The organism is Antrihabitans stalactiti (assembly GCF_012932915.1).
GTDB lineage: Bacteria > Actinomycetota > Actinomycetes > Mycobacteriales > Mycobacteriaceae > Antrihabitans > Antrihabitans stalactiti.
The window spans coordinates 55,446-75,280 of sequence record NZ_VCQU01000006.1 but is presented as its reverse complement, the minus strand read 5'-3'; the positions used below and the strand labels follow the sequence as shown (position 1 = coordinate 75,280).

Annotated in this window: 20 protein-coding genes and 1 tRNA gene; 3 read left to right on the top strand and 18 right to left on the bottom strand. The window is 64.1% G+C overall.

Features of this window, described 5'->3' with window-relative positions; all coding sequences use genetic code 11:
- Positions 1–2 precede the first annotated feature (2 nt).
- A complete protein-coding gene (bfr, locus tag FGL95_RS17760; RefSeq protein ID WP_169589260.1) occupies positions 3–488 on the top strand; it encodes a bacterioferritin in 486 nt (161 codons plus the stop codon).
- Here the strand turns inward: bfr and FGL95_RS17755 are convergent.
- From FGL95_RS17755 to FGL95_RS17710, 10 genes are all read right to left on the bottom strand, one after another.
- Entirely contained in the window at positions 485–865 is a 381-nt protein-coding gene (locus FGL95_RS17755) for a hypothetical protein (protein ID WP_169589258.1), read from the bottom strand. The two genes, bfr and FGL95_RS17755, sit on opposite strands and share 4 nt — an antisense overlap.
- Before the next feature lie 103 nt (positions 866–968).
- Positions 969–1,041 (bottom strand) — tRNA-Thr (locus tag FGL95_RS17750).
- 77 nt (positions 1,042–1,118) lie between these two features.
- Entirely contained in the window at positions 1,119–1,976 is an 858-nt protein-coding gene (locus tag FGL95_RS17745; protein ID WP_169589256.1) for a cyclopropane mycolic acid synthase family methyltransferase, read from the bottom strand.
- A gap of 113 nt (positions 1,977–2,089) precedes the next feature.
- The gene (locus FGL95_RS17740; RefSeq protein ID WP_169589254.1) at positions 2,090–2,824 is read right to left on the bottom strand and encodes a PH domain-containing protein; all 735 of its coding nucleotides are present in this window, start codon (positions 2,822–2,824) and stop codon (positions 2,090–2,092) included.
- Positions 2,821–3,297, bottom strand: a complete 477-nt coding sequence (locus tag FGL95_RS17735; RefSeq protein ID WP_206072024.1) for a PH domain-containing protein — start codon at positions 3,295–3,297, stop codon at positions 2,821–2,823. The genes FGL95_RS17740 and FGL95_RS17735 overlap by 4 nt, the downstream gene beginning before the upstream one ends.
- Positions 3,297–4,487, bottom strand: coding sequence for a DNA polymerase III subunit delta' (locus FGL95_RS17730; RefSeq protein ID WP_169589252.1), 1,191 nt, complete (start codon positions 4,485–4,487; stop codon positions 3,297–3,299). Before FGL95_RS17730 ends, FGL95_RS17735 begins: the two co-directional genes overlap by 1 nt.
- A 35-nt stretch (positions 4,488–4,522) precedes the next feature.
- Positions 4,523–5,071, bottom strand: coding sequence for a DinB family protein (locus tag FGL95_RS17725; protein ID WP_169589250.1), 549 nt, complete (start codon positions 5,069–5,071; stop codon positions 4,523–4,525).
- Between the two features lie 43 nt (positions 5,072–5,114).
- Entirely contained in the window at positions 5,115–7,967 is a 2,853-nt protein-coding gene (topA, locus tag FGL95_RS17720; protein ID WP_169589248.1) for a type I DNA topoisomerase, read from the bottom strand.
- A gap of 141 nt (positions 7,968–8,108) precedes the next feature.
- Positions 8,109–8,693 (bottom strand): hypothetical protein, encoded by a 585-nt coding sequence (locus tag FGL95_RS17715; protein ID WP_169589246.1) that lies wholly within the window; start codon positions 8,691–8,693, stop codon positions 8,109–8,111.
- 179 nt (positions 8,694–8,872) lie between these two features.
- The gene (locus FGL95_RS17710; RefSeq protein WP_005248460.1) at positions 8,873–9,076 is read right to left on the bottom strand and encodes a cold-shock protein; all 204 of its coding nucleotides are present in this window, start codon (positions 9,074–9,076) and stop codon (positions 8,873–8,875) included.
- Positions 9,077–9,509: 433 nt separating this feature from the next.
- On the opposite strand from FGL95_RS17710, the gene FGL95_RS17705 reads away from it, so the two are divergent.
- A complete protein-coding gene (locus tag FGL95_RS17705) occupies positions 9,510–11,858 on the top strand; it encodes a DEAD/DEAH box helicase (RefSeq protein WP_169589244.1) in 2,349 nt (782 codons plus the stop codon).
- Here the strand turns inward: FGL95_RS17705 and FGL95_RS17700 are convergent.
- Genes FGL95_RS17700 through ssd form a run of 8 tightly spaced genes read right to left on the bottom strand, consistent with a single transcriptional unit; the run spans position 11,855 to position 18,411 of the window.
- Positions 11,855–13,801 carry an APC family permease gene (locus tag FGL95_RS17700; RefSeq protein ID WP_420838059.1) on the bottom strand — a complete coding sequence of 649 codons (1,947 nt, stop codon included), beginning with the start codon at positions 13,799–13,801 and terminating at the stop codon, positions 11,855–11,857. The two genes, FGL95_RS17705 and FGL95_RS17700, sit on opposite strands and share 4 nt — an antisense overlap.
- 28 nt (positions 13,802–13,829) lie before the next feature.
- Positions 13,830–14,183 (bottom strand): Rv3654c family TadE-like protein, encoded by a 354-nt coding sequence (locus tag FGL95_RS17695; RefSeq protein WP_169589242.1) that lies wholly within the window; start codon positions 14,181–14,183, stop codon positions 13,830–13,832.
- Positions 14,180–14,455, bottom strand: coding sequence for a TadE family type IV pilus minor pilin (locus FGL95_RS17690; RefSeq protein ID WP_240963136.1), 276 nt, complete (start codon positions 14,453–14,455; stop codon positions 14,180–14,182). Before FGL95_RS17690 ends, FGL95_RS17695 begins: the two co-directional genes overlap by 4 nt.
- A gap of 56 nt (positions 14,456–14,511) precedes the next feature.
- Entirely contained in the window at positions 14,512–14,715 is a 204-nt protein-coding gene (locus FGL95_RS17685) for a DUF4244 domain-containing protein (protein WP_169589238.1), read from the bottom strand.
- Between the two features lie 54 nt (positions 14,716–14,769).
- Positions 14,770–15,348 carry a type II secretion system F family protein gene (locus FGL95_RS17680; RefSeq protein ID WP_169589236.1) on the bottom strand — a complete coding sequence of 193 codons (579 nt, stop codon included), beginning with the start codon at positions 15,346–15,348 and terminating at the stop codon, positions 14,770–14,772.
- Complete coding sequence (locus FGL95_RS17675; protein ID WP_169589234.1) at positions 15,345–16,133, bottom strand: type II secretion system F family protein; 789 nt, start codon at positions 16,131–16,133, stop codon at positions 15,345–15,347. The genes FGL95_RS17680 and FGL95_RS17675 overlap by 4 nt, the downstream gene beginning before the upstream one ends.
- Complete coding sequence (locus FGL95_RS17670; RefSeq protein ID WP_169589232.1) at positions 16,130–17,305, bottom strand: TadA family conjugal transfer-associated ATPase; 1,176 nt, start codon at positions 17,303–17,305, stop codon at positions 16,130–16,132. Before FGL95_RS17670 ends, FGL95_RS17675 begins: the two co-directional genes overlap by 4 nt.
- Positions 17,302–18,411: a septum site-determining protein Ssd gene (gene ssd, locus FGL95_RS17665; RefSeq protein ID WP_169589230.1), complete on the bottom strand. Its 1,110-nt coding sequence runs from the start codon at positions 18,409–18,411 to the stop codon at positions 17,302–17,304. Before ssd ends, FGL95_RS17670 begins: the two co-directional genes overlap by 4 nt.
- A 437-nt stretch (positions 18,412–18,848) precedes the next feature.
- Between ssd and FGL95_RS17660 the strand changes: the two genes are divergently transcribed.
- Positions 18,849–19,667, top strand: a complete 819-nt coding sequence (locus FGL95_RS17660; RefSeq protein ID WP_169589228.1) for an HAD-IB family hydrolase — start codon at positions 18,849–18,851, stop codon at positions 19,665–19,667.
- Positions 19,668–19,835: the final 168 nt, after the last annotated feature.

The window sequence follows — 19,835 nt, the reverse complement described above, 5'->3', positions numbered from 1 at the left end:
CGATGCGCGGCGACGATGAGGTTATTGCCCTTCTCAACGAGCAGCTAACCAGCGAACTTACTGCCATCAACCAGTACTTTCTGCACTACAAGATGCAGGCCAATTGGGGTCTCACCAAATTGGCCCAGCACACTCGCGCCGAATCCATCGAAGAGATGCAGCACGCCGAGCTGCTCACCGACCGAATTCTGTTCCTCGAAGGCTTGCCCAACTATCAGCGGCTGCTGCCCCTTCGGATCGGCCAGACGCTGAAAGAACAATTCGAAGCAGACCTCGAGATCGAGTTGGAAGTGGTCGCGCGGCTACGGCCCGGCATCACCCTGTGCCGCGAGAAGCAGGACATCACCACCGCCAACTTGTTCGAGAAGATTCTGAGCGACGAGGAACACCACATCGATTACCTCGAAACACAGCTCGAGCTGATGGAGAAGCTGGGCGAGCCGCTCTACCTGGCTCAGTGCGTCGACCAGCCCCCCACAGCTGGTTAGCTCGGCGGGCAGAGCTGGCGGACCCAGCTGGTGACGGCTTCGTTGTTCTTGTCGTAATCCGGGTCGGTGAGCTGGGTGCCGCCGGTGCCGACAAAGTGTTCGATTCCGGCCTTCGCCTTGGCCGGAGGGTTGTACTTCAGTAGCGTGTCGGCAGCTTTTTGCGCGTCTTCCTTGGTCGTCGCGACCAACAACCCCAGGTTCGCGCTCGTCAGGTCAACGCAGTCGCTAGTGCCTATCGGCTCGACGGCGGACGACGATTCCTCTGCCGGCGCACCCGGCGCCGAAGAGGACGACGCCGGCGCTGTGTCGTCACTCGAGCAACCCGAAACCACCAGCGCTGCAGACAATCCCGCGACGACCAACCAAAGACGAGACATTGAAGAACACTCCTCCGAAATCGCCGCGACGTGCGGTGGACTCAGGAAACTATCACAGCGAAAGGCCCCCGCCACGCTTGCGCGTGACAGGGGCCTTTGTCTGAGCCGCCTAAGAGAATCGAACTCTTGACCTTTTCATTACGAGTGAAATGCTCTACCGACTGAGCTAAGGCGGCGTGCCTTGCGGCGCAGGCGAGTCTATCGTCTCTTGGCGCAGATACGAAAACGGGCTGGGTCGGCAGAGCCCAAAAGGTCACTTGACCAGCGTGAACTGCATGACGTCGATGTGGCCGCTACGGAAGTGGGCAGCGCAGCCGGTGAGATAGCGCAGATACCGCTCGTAGACCTCGTCGGAGGTCAGCGCAATCGCCTCTTCGCGGTGTTCCTCCAGCGCTTGGGCCCAGTAGTCCAGCGTGCGGGCGTAGTGGAGCTGCAGTGCCTGAATCCGCTCGGTCCCGAAGCCCGCCTGACCGGCCAGCCGCGTGACCAATGCCGGCTGCGGCAACTGGCCGCCAGGGAAAATCTGCCGCTTGATGAAGATGTGGAACAGAGCGTTCTCGCGTGTCACGGGGATGCCCATGCGTCGCAGGTCGGCGAGCGTGTGACCGACGATGGTGTGCAACAGCATGCGGCCGTCCGGCGGGAGCATCCGATACGTCCGGTCGAAGAAGGCCTCGTAACGCTCACGTCGAAAGTGCTCGAACGCACCGATGCTGACGATTCGGTCGGCGCTGCCGTCGAACTCCTCCCAGCCTTGCAGACGGACCTCGACACCTGCGAGCTCGTGCTCGTCGATCGAAGCCTTGACGTGCTCGAATTGATTGCGGCTCAACGTAAGTCCGATGACCTTGGCGCCGTATACCTGCGCGGCCCGCCGCATCGTCGCGCCCCAACCGCAGCCGACGTCGAGCAGCGTCATCCCCGGTTGCAGGTCCAACTTGCCAAGGGCCAGATCGATTTTCGCGATTTGCGCCTGTTCGAGCGTCATCTCGTCGCGCTCGAAGTAGGCGCAGCTGTACGTCAACGTCGAGTCCAGGAAGACCTTGTAGAAGTCGTCGGAGACGTCGTAGTGGTGCTGAATTTGCTTGTAGAAAGGTTGCAGCTCGGACATGGTGGCCTCCTGGTTGGGGAGGTCAACGCGACGGCAACGACGCCCGTTCAACACCTGCGCTGATCACGACGAAAAGTATCCAAATCGAGGCAATCTCGATACTTTCGCCGTGATCACTGGGAAGGCGGGGTGGACGACGTGGAGCGGAGTTCGTCGCGGATTTCACGCAGCACGGCGATGTGCGCGGGCTTCCACCCGGCGGTCGGTGAGTCGTGATGGTCGTCGCCGAGCCCCGCGGCGCGCGATTGCCGAACCCGCGCCATGATCAGGTCGCGGATACGCTCGGCATCCTCGATGCCCTCGATCAGGCCCGTATGCCCGGCAAATGGGTTTTCGTCCTTCTTCGCGCCGCCGCCTGCAGTTTCGACGATCACGCTGGCGATGCCGCAATAGCGCTGCAGCGGTCCTTGCTGAATGCGCACGTCCTGGACGTTTTCGAACGTGATGGTCGCTTCCCGAAGCACCCAGATTCCGCGCCGAATACGCATACTGCGTTCGCTCAACACGTACCACGTTGTGTCGTAACGCAAATGGATTGCGATGTACGCGAGGACGTCGGGTACGACCAGGAGCAGGACCACCACGGGGAGCAAAGCGAGACCGAGCCAACGGTTTACGAAGAAGCTCGCAATCCACGGCAACACGATCCACAGGTCCAGGAGGTTCAGCGCCCAGAACCGAAATTTCAAGTAGCGCAGAAATCCTGGCGCCGGACCGAACCGCTCGACCACGTCGCCCGGCCGAACGGGCAGGTCGGGCGGATGCGCAGGGACGAGGAACAGCCGCGTCAGCACTTGCCACGTGCCTTGATACACCCAGGCTGCCGCCTCGTGGGACGCGCGGGTCATGGGCGGCGCCGCATCTCGTCGCGAATTTCGCGCAGCAGCACCAACACCTCGTCGCCGTCAGCGCCGCGATGTGATTCCTCGTCGGCGTGGGCTCCGCGCATCCTGCTGTAGAGAAAGTCGCGCAATGCTTCCGCTTGGATGACCCCGTCGATCTTCGTCGCTGCCTGCGTGCCGCCGGACGCGTTCTGAATCTCGATCGTCGCCAGCCCCATCCAGCGCTGCAGGACGTTTCGAGTCAGGTGAATGTCCTGAATGCGGCGGTACGAGAGGTTGATCTCCCGCCGGAAGAGGATGCCCCACTTGACCGACATTCCTTCGCCGTCGAACTCGTACCGAAGCGTTCGGTACCGGAAGTACAAGGGCAGGAAGACGAATGGAAAGCCGACGACCGTCATGACCGAAACGATCAGGTAATAGCGCAACAACTCCGGTGCGGGCCGTTTGACCGCAAACGGGTCGAAATCGGCGGCCACTACCGCACCGCCTGACCCAAGACCGCGACCATTGCGGCGACGGCATATTTGGGCTTCACGTTCAGATCGATGGCCTCGCGGCATTCTAGGATCGCCTCGATGCAGCGAAGTAGCTTCTCCGAGGATGCGCGCTTTGCCATCGCCCTTGCTTCGTCAGCCAAATCTGGATGAGTCGGCGTCGTCAGTGCGCCGAACGACGCCGCCAAAGCGTCACGGTAGAGCCCAGCGAGGTCCATCAGGGCGCGGTCGAGGGAGTCGCGACTGGTCCTGGTCGCGCGCGACTTCTGCCGCTTCTCGAGATCGCGAATCACGCCGACCGACCCACGCAACGCACCCGCGGTTCCTTTGCCTGTGCCGCCCGCGCCCAATGCTGTCTTGAGTTCGTCGGTCTCACGTTCGTCGCGAGCCGCGCTCATTGCGTTGGCTTCGGCCTCGGCAGATTTGACAAGGTCTTCAGCAGCCTCGAATCCTCGATCCGACCCTGCTGCGGCACCTGCGATTCCGAGTGCTCGCATCCGGCGGCTACGCGCTTCGTCGTCGGTCGCGAGGCGCCGCGCGCGGCCGACATGCCCACCACTCACAGACGCTGCCCACCGAGCCAGCGTTTCGTCGAGTCCATCGTGTTCGCGCAGCACCGACGCGATCGCCTCCACGCCAGGCGTGACGAGGTGGACGTGCCGACATCGCGACCGCAGCGTGACCGAAATGTCCTCGGGATCGACGGACGGCGCGCACAACAGAAACACCGTCCGGACTGGCGGTTCTTCGACGACCTTCAGCAGCGCGTTGGCGGCACCTTCGGTGAGCCGGTCGGCGTCCTCGATCACGACGACCTGCCAACGACCGGTGCTCGGCTTGCGCGCCGCGATCGACACATACCCGCGCATCTCCTTGACGCTGATGCTGAGACCCTCGGGGATCACCCGCCGCACGTCGCCGTGCGTCCCAGCCATCGTTGTCGTGCACGCGTGGCACCGCCCGCACCCTGGTGTGCCCTCGTTGGTGCATTGCAGCGCCGCGGCGAAGCACAGCGCTGCGATGGACCGTCCCGACCCCGGCGGTCCGGTGAAGAGCCACGAATGCGTCATGCCCGAGCCCGCCTCGACGCCGCGGCGTGCCGCGACGGCCGCGGCCGTCAGCTCGGACTCGACCGCTTCCTGGCCGACCAGTCGATCGAAGACACCTGCCACACGTCAGACCCTAGTGCCGAGTACCGACGCACTGCCTACGCGGCGCCACTCATCCACGCCTGCACGGTTTCCTCGTCGACGTCGACGCGTGCATACGTCGAGTTCTGACCGTCCAGCGATTCCCTGATGATGTCGGCATGGCCCGAATGATGGGCGATCTCGCGGAATACATGCAGGAGAATCTTCCGCACAGACCACCATTCACGCTCGGGGGCCCACGGCGCGGTCGGCAGTGGGACGAGGTCTTCGAGACTCGGCAGCGCAAGCACCAATTCCTCGGTGCGCGCGGCGATGTCGTCCCATCTCCGCAGCAAGCCCTCGACGGTCTGGCTATCGGTGATCGCATACTCGTCGGCCGCAGCCGCCGGGTCGAACGCCGAATTCTCGTCGCGCTCGACGATCACATTCAGCCAGTGTTCTTCGCAATGCGACACATGATTGAGCAGTCCGCCGAGAGTCAGGTCGCTCACCGTGGACCGCTGCCGGGCCTGGTTCTCGTCGATCTTGCGCAGCGTGATCCGGAACAGATTCCGCTGATCAGCAAGCATGGCCAACAACTCTGTGCGCTCATTCGTGTTTGTCATGAGCACTACGTTATGAGCAATTGCGGACACCTTCTGTCCGCAATCAAGCCTTCTTTGCAGCCACTTTCTTGGCTGGCGCCTTCTTGGCCGCAGCCTTCTTCGCGGGCGCCTTCTTGGCCGCCGCTTTCTTGGTCGTCTTCTTGGCGACCGGACCCCGCGCCCGACGATCGGCAAGCAATTCCGAGGCCCGCGCGTCGGTGATCGACTCGACTTCGTCGCCCTTGCGCAGGCTGGCGTTGGTCTCACCGTCGGTCACGTACGGACCGAACCGGCCGTCCTTGATCACCATCGGCTTGTCCGTCGCGGAATCCTTGCCGAGCTCACGCAACGGCGGCGCGGTGGACGCCTGGCGACCGCGCTGTTTGGGCTGGGAGTAGATCTGCACCGCTTCGTCCAATGTGACGGTGAACATCTGCTCTTCGTTCGCGAGTGAACGAGAATCGGTGCCGCGCTTCAGGTACGGACCGTAGCGGCCGTTCTGCGCGGTGATCTCCTCGCCCGTCGCCGGGTCGTTGCCGACCACACGCGGCAGTGTGAGCAAACGCAGCGCGTCTTCGAGCGTAATCGTTTCCAGGCTCATCGATTTGAGCAGCGAGCCAGTGCGCGGCTTCGGACCCGCCACCTTCTTCGCGGCCTTCTTCGCCGGCGGCTTGGCCGGATCCTCTTGCGGGGCTTCAGGTTCGGGCAAAATCTCGGTCACGTACGGACCGAATCTTCCTTCCTTGGCCACGATTTCGTTGCCGGAGGCAGGGTCGACACCGAGGACACGACCCTCTTGCGGTGTGGCAAAGAGCTTTTCGGCGTACTCGACGGTCAGTTCGTCCGGCGGTAACTCGTCTGGCAGGTTCGCACGCTGCGACACGACCGCGTCAGGAGCGGCACCGTCGGACGAATCCTTTACTGCCCGTTCCAGATACGGACCGAAGCGGCCGACTCGGACGTAGACGTCACGGCCTTCGTCGTCCTTGAACAACTTGATCGAGTTGACTTCACGCGCATCGATGTCCTCGAGCCGTGTACCGACCATCTTCTTCAATCCGCCGGACCGTGCGACCGAGCCCTCGGCACCGACGTCACCGCCGAAGTAGAAGTTGGACAACCAGTTTCCGCGCTGCGCTTGCCCTTCGGCGATCTTGTCGAGATCGTCTTCCATGGCTGCCGTGAAGTCGTAGTCGACGAGGCGGCCGAAATGCGCTTCCAACAAACCCACTACGGCGAAGGCGACCCACGCCGGAACGAGAGCACTACCGCGCTTGTAGACGTAGCCGCGGTCGAGGATGGTCTTGATGATCGACGCATACGTCGACGGTCGACCGATCCCCATCTCTTCCAGGGCCTTGATCAGCGAGGCTTCGGTGTATCGCGCCGGCGGGTTGGTGGTGTGGCCGTCAGGTTCCAACTCCGTCGCCGTGACCGCTTGGCCTTCTTCGAGTGCGGGCAGTCGCGATTCGGCGTCGTCGGATTGCCCGCCCGCCAGTTCGTCGACGCTCTCGACGTATGCCTTGAGGAAGCCGGCAAACGTGATCGTGCGGCCGGACGCCGAGAACGTACAGACTTCGCCGGTACCTGCGGTGCCTTCGATGCGAAGGGTCAGCGTCGTACCCCTGGCGTCTGCCATCTGCGACGCGACCGTGCGCTGCCAGATCAGCTCGTACAACCGGAACTCGTCCGTGTCGAGCGACGAGTGCAGCTGACCAGGAGTCGCAAATACGTCGCCGGCGGGCCGGATCGCCTCGTGCGCCTCCTGCGCGTTCTTCACCTTGCGGGTGAACTGCCGCGGCGTCGGGTGGACGTACTCGGCACCGTACAAATCGGTGGCTTGAGCGCGCGCGGCGTTGATCGCCGACTCCGACAACGTGGTCGAGTCGGTACGCATGTAAGTGATGTAGCCGTTTTCGTACAGACGCTGCGCGATGCGCATGGTCCGCTCGGACGTGAACCGCAATTTGCGGCCCGCCTCCTGCTGCAGCGTCGACGTCATGAACGGCGGGTACGGCTTGCGCGTGTAGGGCTTGGACTCGGCCGACGAGACGACCAGGTCGACGCCGCCGAGCGCTTCGGCGAGGCGGCGCGCATACGGCTCGTCGATAACAGTGACCGAGCTGGACTTCAGTTGGCCGTCCGCGCCGAAATCGCGACCTTGCGCAACGCGAGAGCCGTCGACGCTGACAAGGCGGGCACCGAACGTCCGCGGGCTGGCCTTTTCTCCTGCATCGAGCTTGGCGAGGATGTCCCAGTACTCGGCCGAGCGGAAGGCCATGCGGTCGCGCTCACGAGAGACGACGACACGCGTCGCCACCGACTGCACGCGCCCTGCCGAGAGCTTCGGCATGACTTTCTTCCACAACACCGGGCTGACCTCGTAGCCGTACAGGCGGTCGAGGATGCGGCGGGTTTCCTGGGCGTCGACGAGGTCGTTGTCCAGTTCGCGGGTGTCGTTCGCTGCGGCGCGAATCGCTGACTCGGTTATCTCGTGGAAGACCATCCGGCGCACAGGCACCTTCGGCTTGAGCGTTTCGAGCAGGTGCCAGGCGATTGCTTCGCCCTCGCGGTCAGGGTCGGTGGCGAGGAAGAGTTCGTCGGCGTCCTTCAGCAAGGACTTGAGTTCGGTGACCTTCGCACGCTTGTCAGGACTGACGACATAGAGCGCCTCGAAATCGTGGTCGACGTCGACGCCGAGACGGGCCCAGGACTCGCCCTTATATTTGGCAGGCACGTCGGCCGCACCGCGTGGAAGGTCACGAATATGGCCGACCGACGCCTCGACAACGTAATCCCGCCCCAGGTAGGGGGCAATTTTTCGAGCCTTCGTCGGTGACTCGACGATCACGAGGCGACGCGGATTTCGGCCAGTGCCGGACGTTCCGCTCGTCGCCCCTTTCTCCCGTGTAGCCACCTGCTGCCGTACCTTTCAATCGTTCCGCGCTTCGCATAAATATGCGCTGGACGCCTTCGCAGACTCGTTACACCTGAGCCCGGCGACCTACAGAGTTACACACAGTACGCGCATACTCGCAGTTCAGCCGTCTACGCCCCGTTACCACAGGGGCCAGCCGATGGCTGGATCCACATCCGGGGGCGGTTCGCCGATGTTCTCAGCCAGCCGCGTCAGCCGTCTTCGGCCGGTTATTCGCAAGCCCGGATTGGCGCCTCTGGTACCGATCATAGTCGGCGCAATTCCTGCGCGAATGAGCGCTTGCGCGAGCGGCGCGTGCGTATCGGGTGCTCGAGGGTCGAGTCCGAGCACGAATCGCTCGCCTCCGTTTTCGCCATAACCCGCGGCCAGAGCCCAGATTCGCAGCTCGCGCGGTCCGGGTACCCAGCCCAATGGAACCGACTTGATCGCTCCGCGCGTCCACTGCGATGCCAGTGGAGCCAAGGCTTCGTCGACGGCGGTCCGCACCAGCGGATGACCTTCGTCCGACGTCGTGATCTCCGCGCTGCAACCGGTCTCTTCGATCAGCACAGCGATCGGCCTCGTCCGCCAGTCCGCGTCGACAACCACCGACACGCGCGCACCCGGTCCGGATGTGACGACTTGCCCGGGCCCCGCCAGCAGTCCGCTCAGATCCGTTATCGCAGGCGGGACCGACTCCGCAGAGAAGAATGAGAGCTGGCCCACACCGAGACAGTAGGTTACGGCCGCTCCGCCGCCGCCGTCGACACGGCAGCGCACCCACGCATGGCCTACAACCGACTCGTCCCCCACCACCGAAAGGTGATGAGGGACGAGCTGGGCGGGCTATTAATAGGTCTTATCCCCGACCCATCTGGATGCAGATCGAATACGAACGACTCGATCTAGACTGCGCGCACGCCGGTGGCCTGCGGGCCCTTGGTGCCCTGACCGACCTCGAACTCGACGCGCTGGTTCTCCTCGAGGGTGCGGAAACCGCTGCCCTGAATCTCGGAGTAGTGAACGAAGACGTCAGCCGAACCGTCTTCTGGAGCGATGAAGCCGAAGCCCTTCTCCGCGTTGAACCACTTCACAGTGCCCTGTGCCATGCTTTTCCTTCTCTTTCTAACCGGAATCGGCGGACGGCGCTCACTGCCCACCGGGCCCGTTCCGACCGTTGTACTTCCGACTTCCCCCGAAGAGAAAAAGCATCAAGCACACCGCTCGCAACAACGATCCTGCGAGCGCTTGCACATTGAGAGCCTACGAACACAGAAGCTGCGACCAGAAGTCAGTCAACCATGAGTTCGACGGACGCGACAGTCGAGCAACAAACATTTCGAAAATTAGTTGATCTTGTGAAAGCGCAGGTGAGGGCTAGTGCGCGCGAATCTGGACAAGCGGTCTGTTTGTTATTCGATAACGGCCGCTAGGTCGGGCAACGCGTCGTCGAGCGACCGCGCGTATAGCATCGAATGTGCTGGTCTCGAGTGGACGCGAGACCATTTCCTCGCTTCCGTTGCCCATCTTGCGGAGTAACAATTGACCACGCAGTTCGGGTCGTCGGACCATGGCGATGCGAGCGACCTCAGCTACGGCCGATCGTTGCTCAATCGTGTCCTCGTAGGCACGCCCGCTGACGAGGATCCGCTCAAGCACTTCGCCGACCTGCCCGCACGCATTGCGCAAGTAGCCGAATGGCCGACGTGGGCCTCACCCACCGTGGTCCGAGCGATGACGGAATCCGGCGTCCGAGAGCCGTGGGCACACCAGATCCGGGCCGCGTCGCTCGCCGCAGCGGGACACAACGTCGTCGTGTCGACCGGGACCGCGTCGGGTAAATCGCTTGCTTACCAATTGCCGATTCTTACGACACTGCAACAGGATCCGCTCACCACGGCGCTCTATCTCGCGCCGACCAAGGCATTGGGCGCAGACCAACTCCGCGCGGTCGAGGAACTTACGGCCGCCGAACCGGAACTGCGCGGGGTCAGCCCGGTCGCCTACGACGGCGATACCCCGTCCGAGGTCAGGCAATGGGTACGTACCAATGCGCGCTGGATCTTCACAAATCCCGACATGCTGCACATCGGGATCCTGCAGTCGCACACGCGCTGGGCACATTTCTTTCGCAGGTTGCGCTATGTGGTCGTCGACGAATGCCATTACTACCGCGGCGTATTCGGCTCGAACGTCGCGTTGGTGCTGCGACGACTCCGCCGCATCGCTGCCCGCTACGGTGCGGAGCCGGTCTTCATCCTCGCCAGCGCGACGACAGCGAATCCCGCCGCCGCAGCCGCCCGGCTCATCGGCGCGCCCTGCATCGGCGTGACCGATGATGGCTCGCCACACGGACCCCGGACCGTTGCGCTCTGGGAGCCCCCGCTGCTCGAGCATGTGAAAGGTGAGAACGGCGCGCCAGTGCGCCGGTCGGTGGTGTCCGAGGCATCGCGAATCATGGCGGACCTGCTGGTCGAAGGTGCGCGAACGCTGACCTTCGTCCGCTCCCGCCGTGGCGCCGAGTTGACTGCGATGACCACCGCGCGGTTGCTGACGGAAGTGGATCCCGAACTGGCCCAACGAATTGCGGCCTATCGCGCGGGCTACCTGCCGGAGGATCGGCGGAAGTTGGAGGCCGCCCTCGCAGACGGATCGCTGCTCGGTGTTGCCACCACCAACGCATTGGAATTGGGCGTCGACATCGCCGGACTCGACGCTGTCGTCGTAGCGGGGTTTCCCGGAACACGCGCGTCGTTCTGGCAGCAGGCCGGGCGGTCCGGCCGGCGCGGACAAGGCTCGCTCGTCGTCTTGATTGCGCGCGACGACCCGCTCGACACCTACCTCGTCAACCACCCCGAGGCGCTTCTGAGCAAACCAGTCGAGGCGACCGTCACCGACCCGACCAATCCCTACGTACTCGGTCCGCAGATGTTGTGCGCTGCATTGGAATTGCCGCTGACCGACGATGAGGTCCACGAATTCGGCGCCTGGGATGTGTTGACCGAACTCGCCGAGCAAGGCATGATCCGGCGACGCAACCATGGTTGGTTCGTGGCATCCGAGGTGAGCCCGCACGGTTCTGTCAGCATCCGCGGCGGGATCGGCACGGCGGTTGCGATCGTCGACGGCGAATCCGGCCGGATGCTGGGTACCGCCGAGGCCGGGCGCGCTCCTGGCACGCTGCATACCGGCGCGGTCTACATCCATCAGGGTGAAACGTTCGTCGTCGACGATCTCGATCTGGAACATGCTGTCGCCCTGGTACATCCAGAGGAACCAGCGTGGACGACGATGTCGCGAGAGGTCACCGACATCGCTATCGACGAGGTCCTTTCCGAAGACGGCTACGGCGAGGTCCGGGTCTCGTTGGTGCGGGTCGAGGTGAACAGCCAAGTAGTGGGCTACTTGCGAAAGATGTTGTCCGGTCAAGTATTGGACTCGGTCGATCTCGATATGCCGGTACAGACGTTGCACACTCGCGCGGTCCTGTACACGGTGACGGCAAAGCTGTTGGCAGCTGCGGGAATCCCCGACGATCGCGTTCCTGGCGCATTGCACGCCGCCGAACACGCGGCGATCGGACTGCTGCCGCTGGTCGCGACCTGCGACCGCGGCGATATCGGCGGTGTGTCTACCGCGCTGCACCCCGACACCGGACTACCCAGCGTCTTCGTCTACGACGGGCATCAGGGCGGCGCAGGATTTGCCGATCGCGGACACGAAGAAATCCTGACCTGGCTGACCGCAACGCGCGACGCCATCGCAGACTGCGAATGCGGCGCGGGGTGCCCGTCCTGTATCCAATCCCCCAAGTGCGGCAACGGAAATCACCCGCTCGACAAGGATGGCGCTGTTCGCCTGTTGAGCGCGGTCGTCGCGGAACTCGGCTAACTGTCGACGTGAACGTGCGGACGGCGCTCGATGTCAGGTTCGGCGCGGCGCAGCACTTCGCGGGTTACCGGCGCGACCTCGCCTTCGCCAACGAACAGGAATTTCAGCAAGTTGACGACGGGGTTTCCCTCGGTCCATTCGAAGTAGACGTGCGGAATCGTGCCGAAGCGGTCGCGGATCGCTAGCAGGATCGCGGCGATCGTATTCGGGATGACAGCACTGTCGACGCAGAGAATCCGGTACTCGCCCTGATGCCTGCCGCGCACGTGGATGTCGGTGCTGAACTCCGATGCGTCGACGATGGTCACCTCGAGAAACACGATGGGCTCGGCGCCGGGGAGCCGACTCTCCCGCCGCTGAGTTGCTTCCTTGTCGCGGTATTCGGCCTCGCTGACGTCCTCGTTGTCGTGCGTGACGATCCGAATGGCGCCGTACTCCGCGGCGTCCTCCAGCAACTCCAGCGCGGCATCGTCGAAAGTGACCTCGATCGCGCGCAGCTCGAACGACCGAAGGATTCTCGACACGAACGACACGGTCACGATTGCGAGGACGAACAGGATCGCGATCTGCAAACCTTCGGGGCGCTCGAAAATGTTCGCGATCGTCGTGTAGACGAAGACCACTGCAACCAGCGCGAAGCCGACTGTCTTGGCGTGCTCGCCTTTTCGAGCGGCTGACAATGCGACCGCGACCGACGCCGACGTGATGAGAACCAACACGCCGGTCGCGTACGCCGAACCCTGCGCGTCGACATCGGCGTCGAAATACCACGTGATCCCGAACGACGCGACGGCGAACACCAGCACCAGCGGCCGCACCGCCTGGCCCCACTCGGGCGCCATCCCGAATCGCGGCAGGTAACGCGGAACCAGATTCAGCAAACCGGCCATCGCCGAGGCACCGGCGAACCAGAGGATCGCGATCGTGCTCACGTCGTAGGCGGTGCCGAATATTTCGCCGAGATGCTTGTGCGCCAAGTACGCGAGCGCTCGACCGTTCGCCTCGCCACCAGCTTTGAATTCGTCCTCGGGAATCAAGACGGTCGTCATGAAGCTCGTGACGACGAGGAATCCGCTCATGATCAACGCTGACGTGAGGAGCAGGTGGCGGGCACCGCGGATCCGCCCGGTGGGCACTTCGTCGGTATCGCCCGGGTCGCCTTTGATCTGCGGCATCACGGCGACGCCAGTCTCGAAACCCGAGAGGCCTAGCGCCAGTTTCGGGAACACGAGCAACGAGACACCGAGCATCGCCCACGGACTGCCGTGCTCTGCGGTCATCGCGTGCGTCCAGTCGGTCACCAGCGACTCGGCCGACAGAATTTTGGCCATGCCGACGACGACCACGACGAAGTTGAGCGCGAGAAATACACCGACGAGCGCTACTGCGATGCCGATAGCTTCACTGAAGCCACGCAAGAAGACGGCAGCAAGCAACGCAAGCAGGACCAACGTGATCCACAGGTTTTGGTCCTGAAACGCGCTCGGCGCGAACGGATTCTCGATGAGGTGCGCGGCACCGTCTGCGGCAGACAGCGTGATCGTGATGATGAAGTCGGTCGCTGCGAAGCCTAGTAAGACCAGGATGAAGAGCTTTCCGCTCCATTTGGGCAACAGGTTCGCGAGCATGGCAATCGAGCCCTCCCCGCGTGGACTCTCCCGCGCCACGCGCCGATACACCGGCAGTGCTCCGAACAGCGTCAGCGCAACCAACACCAGAGTCGCCAACGGCGACAACACCCCGGCAGCCAGCGCCGCGATGCCGGGTTGGTACCCGAGCGTGGAGAAATAGTCGACGCCGGTAAGGCACATGACCTTCCACCACGGATGTTTCTTCTCGGTCTGCTCGGCCTCCGTACGTTTCATGGGAATGTCGTGCTCGTGGATATCCGCGAGCAGCCAATGCCGCAGCCGCGACTCAACCGGGGTTGTCACCGCTCGCATATTGCCACCGATGTCCCGTCTTCGAGACCTACTCGACCGGCCCGGCGCGCGCGACAGCCCTGACCTCCTTGGATCCGAACGCGGCAAGTTCCTTCGTGGCCGTCACGGTCACCACCACATCCCAGTCCTCGACCATGCAGGTCGCGACACTGACCGACATCCGGTGCGCGATGGTTTCGGCTGCACTACAGGCAGACTCGTCACCATCGTCGAGCGCTCCGGCCGCAGCCAGTGCCGCGAGGTCGGCAGCGGACTGCGCCCGATGCCGAGCCGCGACAGACGACCCGACCTGCACGATCGAGACGGCGACCACGAGCAGCGCCAGCATCACGAAGCTCGCGAACACCGTTGCCACCCCGTGGTCGTCGGCGAGTCGCTTCATTCGGCCTCCGGTTCCACGGCCGCCACCGCCTCGGCGGATATCTCGATCAGCGGCAGGAGAGCCATTTCGACGCTGACCGTGGCGACGACGTGGTCGCCTTCGGTCCGGACCGAGACGTGAGCTCCGTCCGGCGCGACCCGATGGGCCGATGCCTCCGCATTCGTCTCATCACCCCGCGCTGCCAGCCGCGCCGCTTCCCGAGCAGCGTCGACGCACCTGATGTGCATCGATGTGGCAAGCACCGCCCCGATGCACATGACGACGACCACCATGATCGACGCAATTGCGATCGCCGCCTCCACGGTCACGGCACCGCGGTCGCCTCGGACTAGACCGACGTGCTCAGTGCCTTGTCGATGATCCTCGTCAGTGCGTTGACGATGGAGTCTCCCGTGACGACTGTGTACAGGACCGCACCAAAAGCGGCTGCTGCGATCGTGCCGATTGCGTATTCGGCGGTGCTCATTCCGTCTTCCTCTGTCACCGCCAGCAACAGCCGCGTCTGCAACTCCCGATAAGCCGACTTCACCATCGGATTCCCCTCCTTTGTTTCCCGGCGCGGCAAGTCCGCGCCGAAGTTTCGTGATCACAGCAATCCACCGCCGCCGAGCACATGGCCCGCGAGACCGACCACTACCGGGACGATGCCGAGACAGATGAACGCGGGTAGAAAGCACAACCCGAGCGGACCACTGATCAAGACACCCGCTCGCTCCGCCTGTGCTCCCGCAGCATCCTCTGCCTCTGTGCGTCTCTGGAGTGCCAACTCCGTCATCGCGCCGGCAAGCGACGAGCCCGAGCGAGCCGATCTGCGGGCCATTCGGGCGAGCGACTCGGTCGCGGGATCCGACGAAGCGTCCTGCCACGCTGTTGCCGCGTCGGCTCCGAGCGCAAGCAGATCTGCGGCTCGGCGGAGTGACATCGACAGTGGCGCAGGCGAACTCTCTGCGACCGTTGCCGCCGCCGTGGCCATCGGTAGCCCTGCGCGCAGACATGCGGCGAGCAGGTCGAAAGTCGAAGCGACAGCATGCGGATCGTCTTTCGGTGCAGCCTGGCGATCGTCGACAACCGTCAGTTGCAGGCCACCGAGCCGACGAGCGGCACTCGTGGGTGGCGGCAGTGCGAGGATTGCCGCCGAAACCATGGCGATCGCGAAAGTCGTCATGCCACGACCCGGCCGGTGATGGCGTCAGTCCACAGCAAACCGGCGCAGGCGAACACGGTGCCTGCAATCAACAACGCGCCGCCGAACCCGCCGCCCAGGAGCACCCGCAGGGGCGACGCACCCATCAAGTGGCCGAGCACCAGACCGAGCAAGGGCAATCCAGCCAGCACCGCGCCTGTCGCTCGAGCGCCGGCCAGAGCCGACTCGGTCCGACTGCGAAAGCGTATGCGTCCGAGCAGATCCGACCGCGCGGCTTCGAGCAGCTCAGCAAGGGCGAGACCATGTTTCTCGGCGACCCGCCATGCGACTGCAATGCGAGCAAATTCTGCTGCAACGACGGATGATTCGCCGCGGACACCGGAAGCAGCGCTGCCACCCAGCCGACTTCGCGCAGCGGCGACCGCGAAGGTTTGCGCCGCGGCCCCGCTGCATTCGGCTGCCGCTGCCTCACAGGCCGCGGACGGATGGGCACCGACTCGGAGTTCGCCGATCAGTATCTCCAACCCGTCCAACAACTTTCGCCGCTCGAGTTGGTACATCCGGTCACGCCGAGCGCGGAGGTATCGATGCCGCACTGTCATCGACGCAATCCCGCACGCAATCACCGCATGCGGACCGCTCACCAACAGTGCAGCGATACACACCAATCCGACCAAAACCGACGAATCGGGTACCCGCCGCCGAGCAGGGCGCGGCTGCGGATAGCACACGTCGAACCGGCGACCGGACGCTCGCCCCGGTAGCACGAGCACCGCGAGCGAAGTGAGGACCAACCCGACAATCACAGCCCGGACCTCCTGTCCAGCAGTGCATTCAATGCTCCTGCCGCAGGCTCGACACCGATGGCAGACCAGGCGGGAACAATGCCAACCAGCCCATTCGCCTCCCTACGCACAAGACCGATTTCGACGAGTCTGCGAGTCCCGTCGGCGCGGCGATGCACGTGCAGCACGACCTGCACCGCAGCTGCCAGCTGACTGTGCAGTGCTGCGCGATCCATTCCGCCCAGTGCTGCAAGCGCTTCGAGTCGGGCAGGGACTTCCTCCGGCGAGTTGGCATGGACCGTTCCCGCGCCGCCGTCGTGACCGGTGTTCAAAGCAGTGAGCAGGTCGATGACCTCGGCCCCACGGACCTCGCCCACCACGATGCGGTCAGGCCGCATTCGTAACGCCTGCCGAACAAGATCTCGGACCGTCACCTCGCCGACTCCCTCGACATTCGGCGCTCGAGCGACCAACCGAACGACGTGTGGATGCGGTGGTGCCAACTCGGCCGCATCCTCGACACACACGATCCGCTCGGTGGTGTCGACCTGTGCGAGCAGCGCGGAAAGGAGTGTTGTCTTGCCTGCGCCGGTGCCGCCGACGACCAGGAACGCCAGGCGCGCAGCGACAACCCGAAGCAGGAGTGCGTGTGCGTCCGGCGCGATTGCTCCCCCGGCGACCAACGCGTCGAGACCTTGCGTCGCCGGGCGCAGGACGCGTAGCGACAGACACGTCCCACCTTGCGAGATCGGCGCGAGCACCGCATGAAGCCGGACGCCGAACCCAGAGTGACCGACGCCTGGTAACCGACCGTCCACCCAGGGCTGCGCATCGTCCAACCGTCTGCCTGCGGCGAGCGCGAGCCGTTGTGCCAGCCGACGGACCGCGGCTTCGTCTGCGAATCGCGTTGTGGTGCGTTGTAATCCACGGCCTCGATCGACCCATACCTCGTCAGGTGCTGTCACCAATACGTCCGCGACCGCCGGATCGGCGAGCAGCGGATCAAGCGGACCGACGCCGGTGAACTCGGTCTCCAGCAGCCGCAGAGCACGGAGCAGATCGGTGTCGCCGAGCACGCCGCCAGCTTCGGCACGTAGTGCTGCGGCGACCATGGCAGGCGAAGGCTCACTCGTGGTCTCGGCGAGCCGATCGCGAACGCGATCCAGCAGGTCCGCGGTAACGATCGCGCTCATGCGGCCCGACCTCGCGCAATGGTCCGGTCTTCCACCGCTGCGAGCACGGCCGCAGCGGCGACGCGCAGCGGGCTCCGGCGGCGCAACCGCAGACCGCCCCGTTCGAGCAGATCGGCCAGCCGCGGTTCGGGCCGGACCGCCGCGAGGATCGGTACCCCAAGGGCGGCAGCGATATCGGAGCCACGCAGCCCGCCTGGAGCCGGTCCGCGCACGACGAGGCCGGAGTGTCGACTGTGTGCCGCGACGCGCGCCACCACAGCTTCTGCTGCGGCACTGGCGCGCAGTTCGGCGGGCACCACGATGACGACCAGATCCGCCGCATCGAGGAAGGCATCCCCCGCGTCGGACGGGCGTCGCGGCACGTCGCCGACGACGAGGTTGCCTGCACTGCTGCCCGCTTCGATCACTGCGGACACCGCCGCGGGATTCGGGTCCAGCGCGAATTCGCCACGCCCGCAGGCGAGCACCGTCAGCCCAGGCGCAGCAGAAGGCAATGCGTTGTGCAGCGCGACCGGCGACACGCGACCACCCTCTAGGACCAGTGAGGGCCACCGCAACCCCGGAACGTGCTCGGCACCGAGCAACAGATCGATCCCGCCGCCTGCACTGTCGACGTCGATCAGCAGAGTGTCCGCCCGATATCGCGTCGATGCTCCGAAGACGGCCAACGCCGCTGCGAACGTCGACGCACCCGCACCGCCGCGGCCGCCCACGATCGCGATCACGGGTCCGCCACCCGTGTCGGCGTCAGATCGGGCGCCGAACACTTCGACCAATTCGAATTCCTGCTTGGGAAGGCCGATCACATGCTCGGCGCCGAGCGCCGACGCCGTCTCCCAGTCGTTCAGATCGGGGCTACTCGAGCACACCAATACGACTCCGCGCCTACGCGGCATGCGGTCGAGGATGAGAGATTGCGCCGTCGGCGTGTCCACTACAACGACATGCGGTGCCTGCCAGAGCTGGCGACCGACGGCGCCGGCAATTTCGTCGAGAACCACATCTGCGGCAGCCGCGATCCGGCGTATTTCGCCGCGGAGGTCTGCGTCGTGCACGAGCATCGCGACCCGTGGGGTGGGTCGGCTGACAGCCTGGTCGAGGTCCATGGAGTCGAGCTTGGGGTACTGCCGAGAGCCGCGAAAGGGGGTACCGCGCGAATGTGGATAACTCCGCCCTTGTGGATAACTCTCGGTACTGCCGTACCAAACTGACACGAAGTCATCGGAGCCCTCGAGAGGTCGGCATCAGGCACGATCCAAACCAACACGAAGGCGGTAACCGCCACTCCCACATGCGTTTTCGCTGTCTCAGCGACGGGAATCGGACCTACCCCGAAATAGAGGACGGCCCTCGCCAGGGGGGGAGGAGGCGAGGGCCGTCGGGTTCAGCCCCGGGGGGTCGGGCTGAACACGCCTGGAACATGTCCAGGTGTCCGCAATACTACACCCGGACCCAGCCCTGATTGCAAGTTCAAGTTCTCTCGGAGTTGCAATGCCCTCAACTGGACAAACGCCAAGTTCGGTCGCATGCATATCCTGTAGCCGTGACGGCGCAAAGCTCAGTTGAGACCACAGGCACACGCATCGCAGCCTTTTTCGACCTCGACAAAACGATAATCGCCAAGTCGAGCACCCTCGCATTCAGCAAGCCGTTCTTCGACCAGGGGTTGCTGAATCGCAGAGCTGTGCTCAAGAGCAGCTATGCCCAGTTCTTGTTTCTGCTATCGGGCGCCGACCACGACCAGGTCGAACGCATGCGCGCCCACCTCGCGAACATGTGCACAGGCTGGGATGTGGCCCAGGTCAAGGCGATCGTCGCCGAGACTCTGCACGACATCGTCGACCCGCTGATCTTTGCCGAAGCCGCAGACCTGATCGCGGATCACAAGATTCGCGGCCACGACATCATCGTCGTCTCGGCCTCGGGCGAGGAGGTTGTCGCACCGATCGCCGAAGCCCTCGGCGCCACGCACACTGCCGCAACCAAGCTCGCTGTCGAAAACGGCAAGTACACCGGCGAGCTCTCGTTCTACTGCTACGGCACCGGCAAAGTCGAGGCCATCAACAGTCTTGCAGTGTCGGAGAATTACGACCTCGCAGCCAGCTTCGCGTACTCCGATTCGATTACAGATCTGCCGATGCTGGAGGCCGTCGGCCATCCCACTGCCGTCAATCCGGACCGCAACTTGCGCAAGGAGGCCGCCAGCCGTGGCTGGCCGATTCTGACGTTCTCGAATCCCGTGTCGCTGCGCGCGCGTATCCAGGCACCCTCGTCGACCACCGTCGCAGCGACTGCGGCAGTGGGGCTCAGCGCCCTCCTCGCCGGCGCGGTGACATACGGGCTATTACGCCGCAAACGCTGACTTACGACACTCTCAGGAAGTTCCCCTTGATGTGAGCGGGGTCACAGAGTACAAATGAGTTACGGAAGAACGGGCGGCCAAGATCGGGCCAGAAGAGAAGGGCCGATCTCCCAACCGGGATTCCCAGCAAGGGCACCAGGCACCCACGCGGAGCGCGCCGCGACAAGG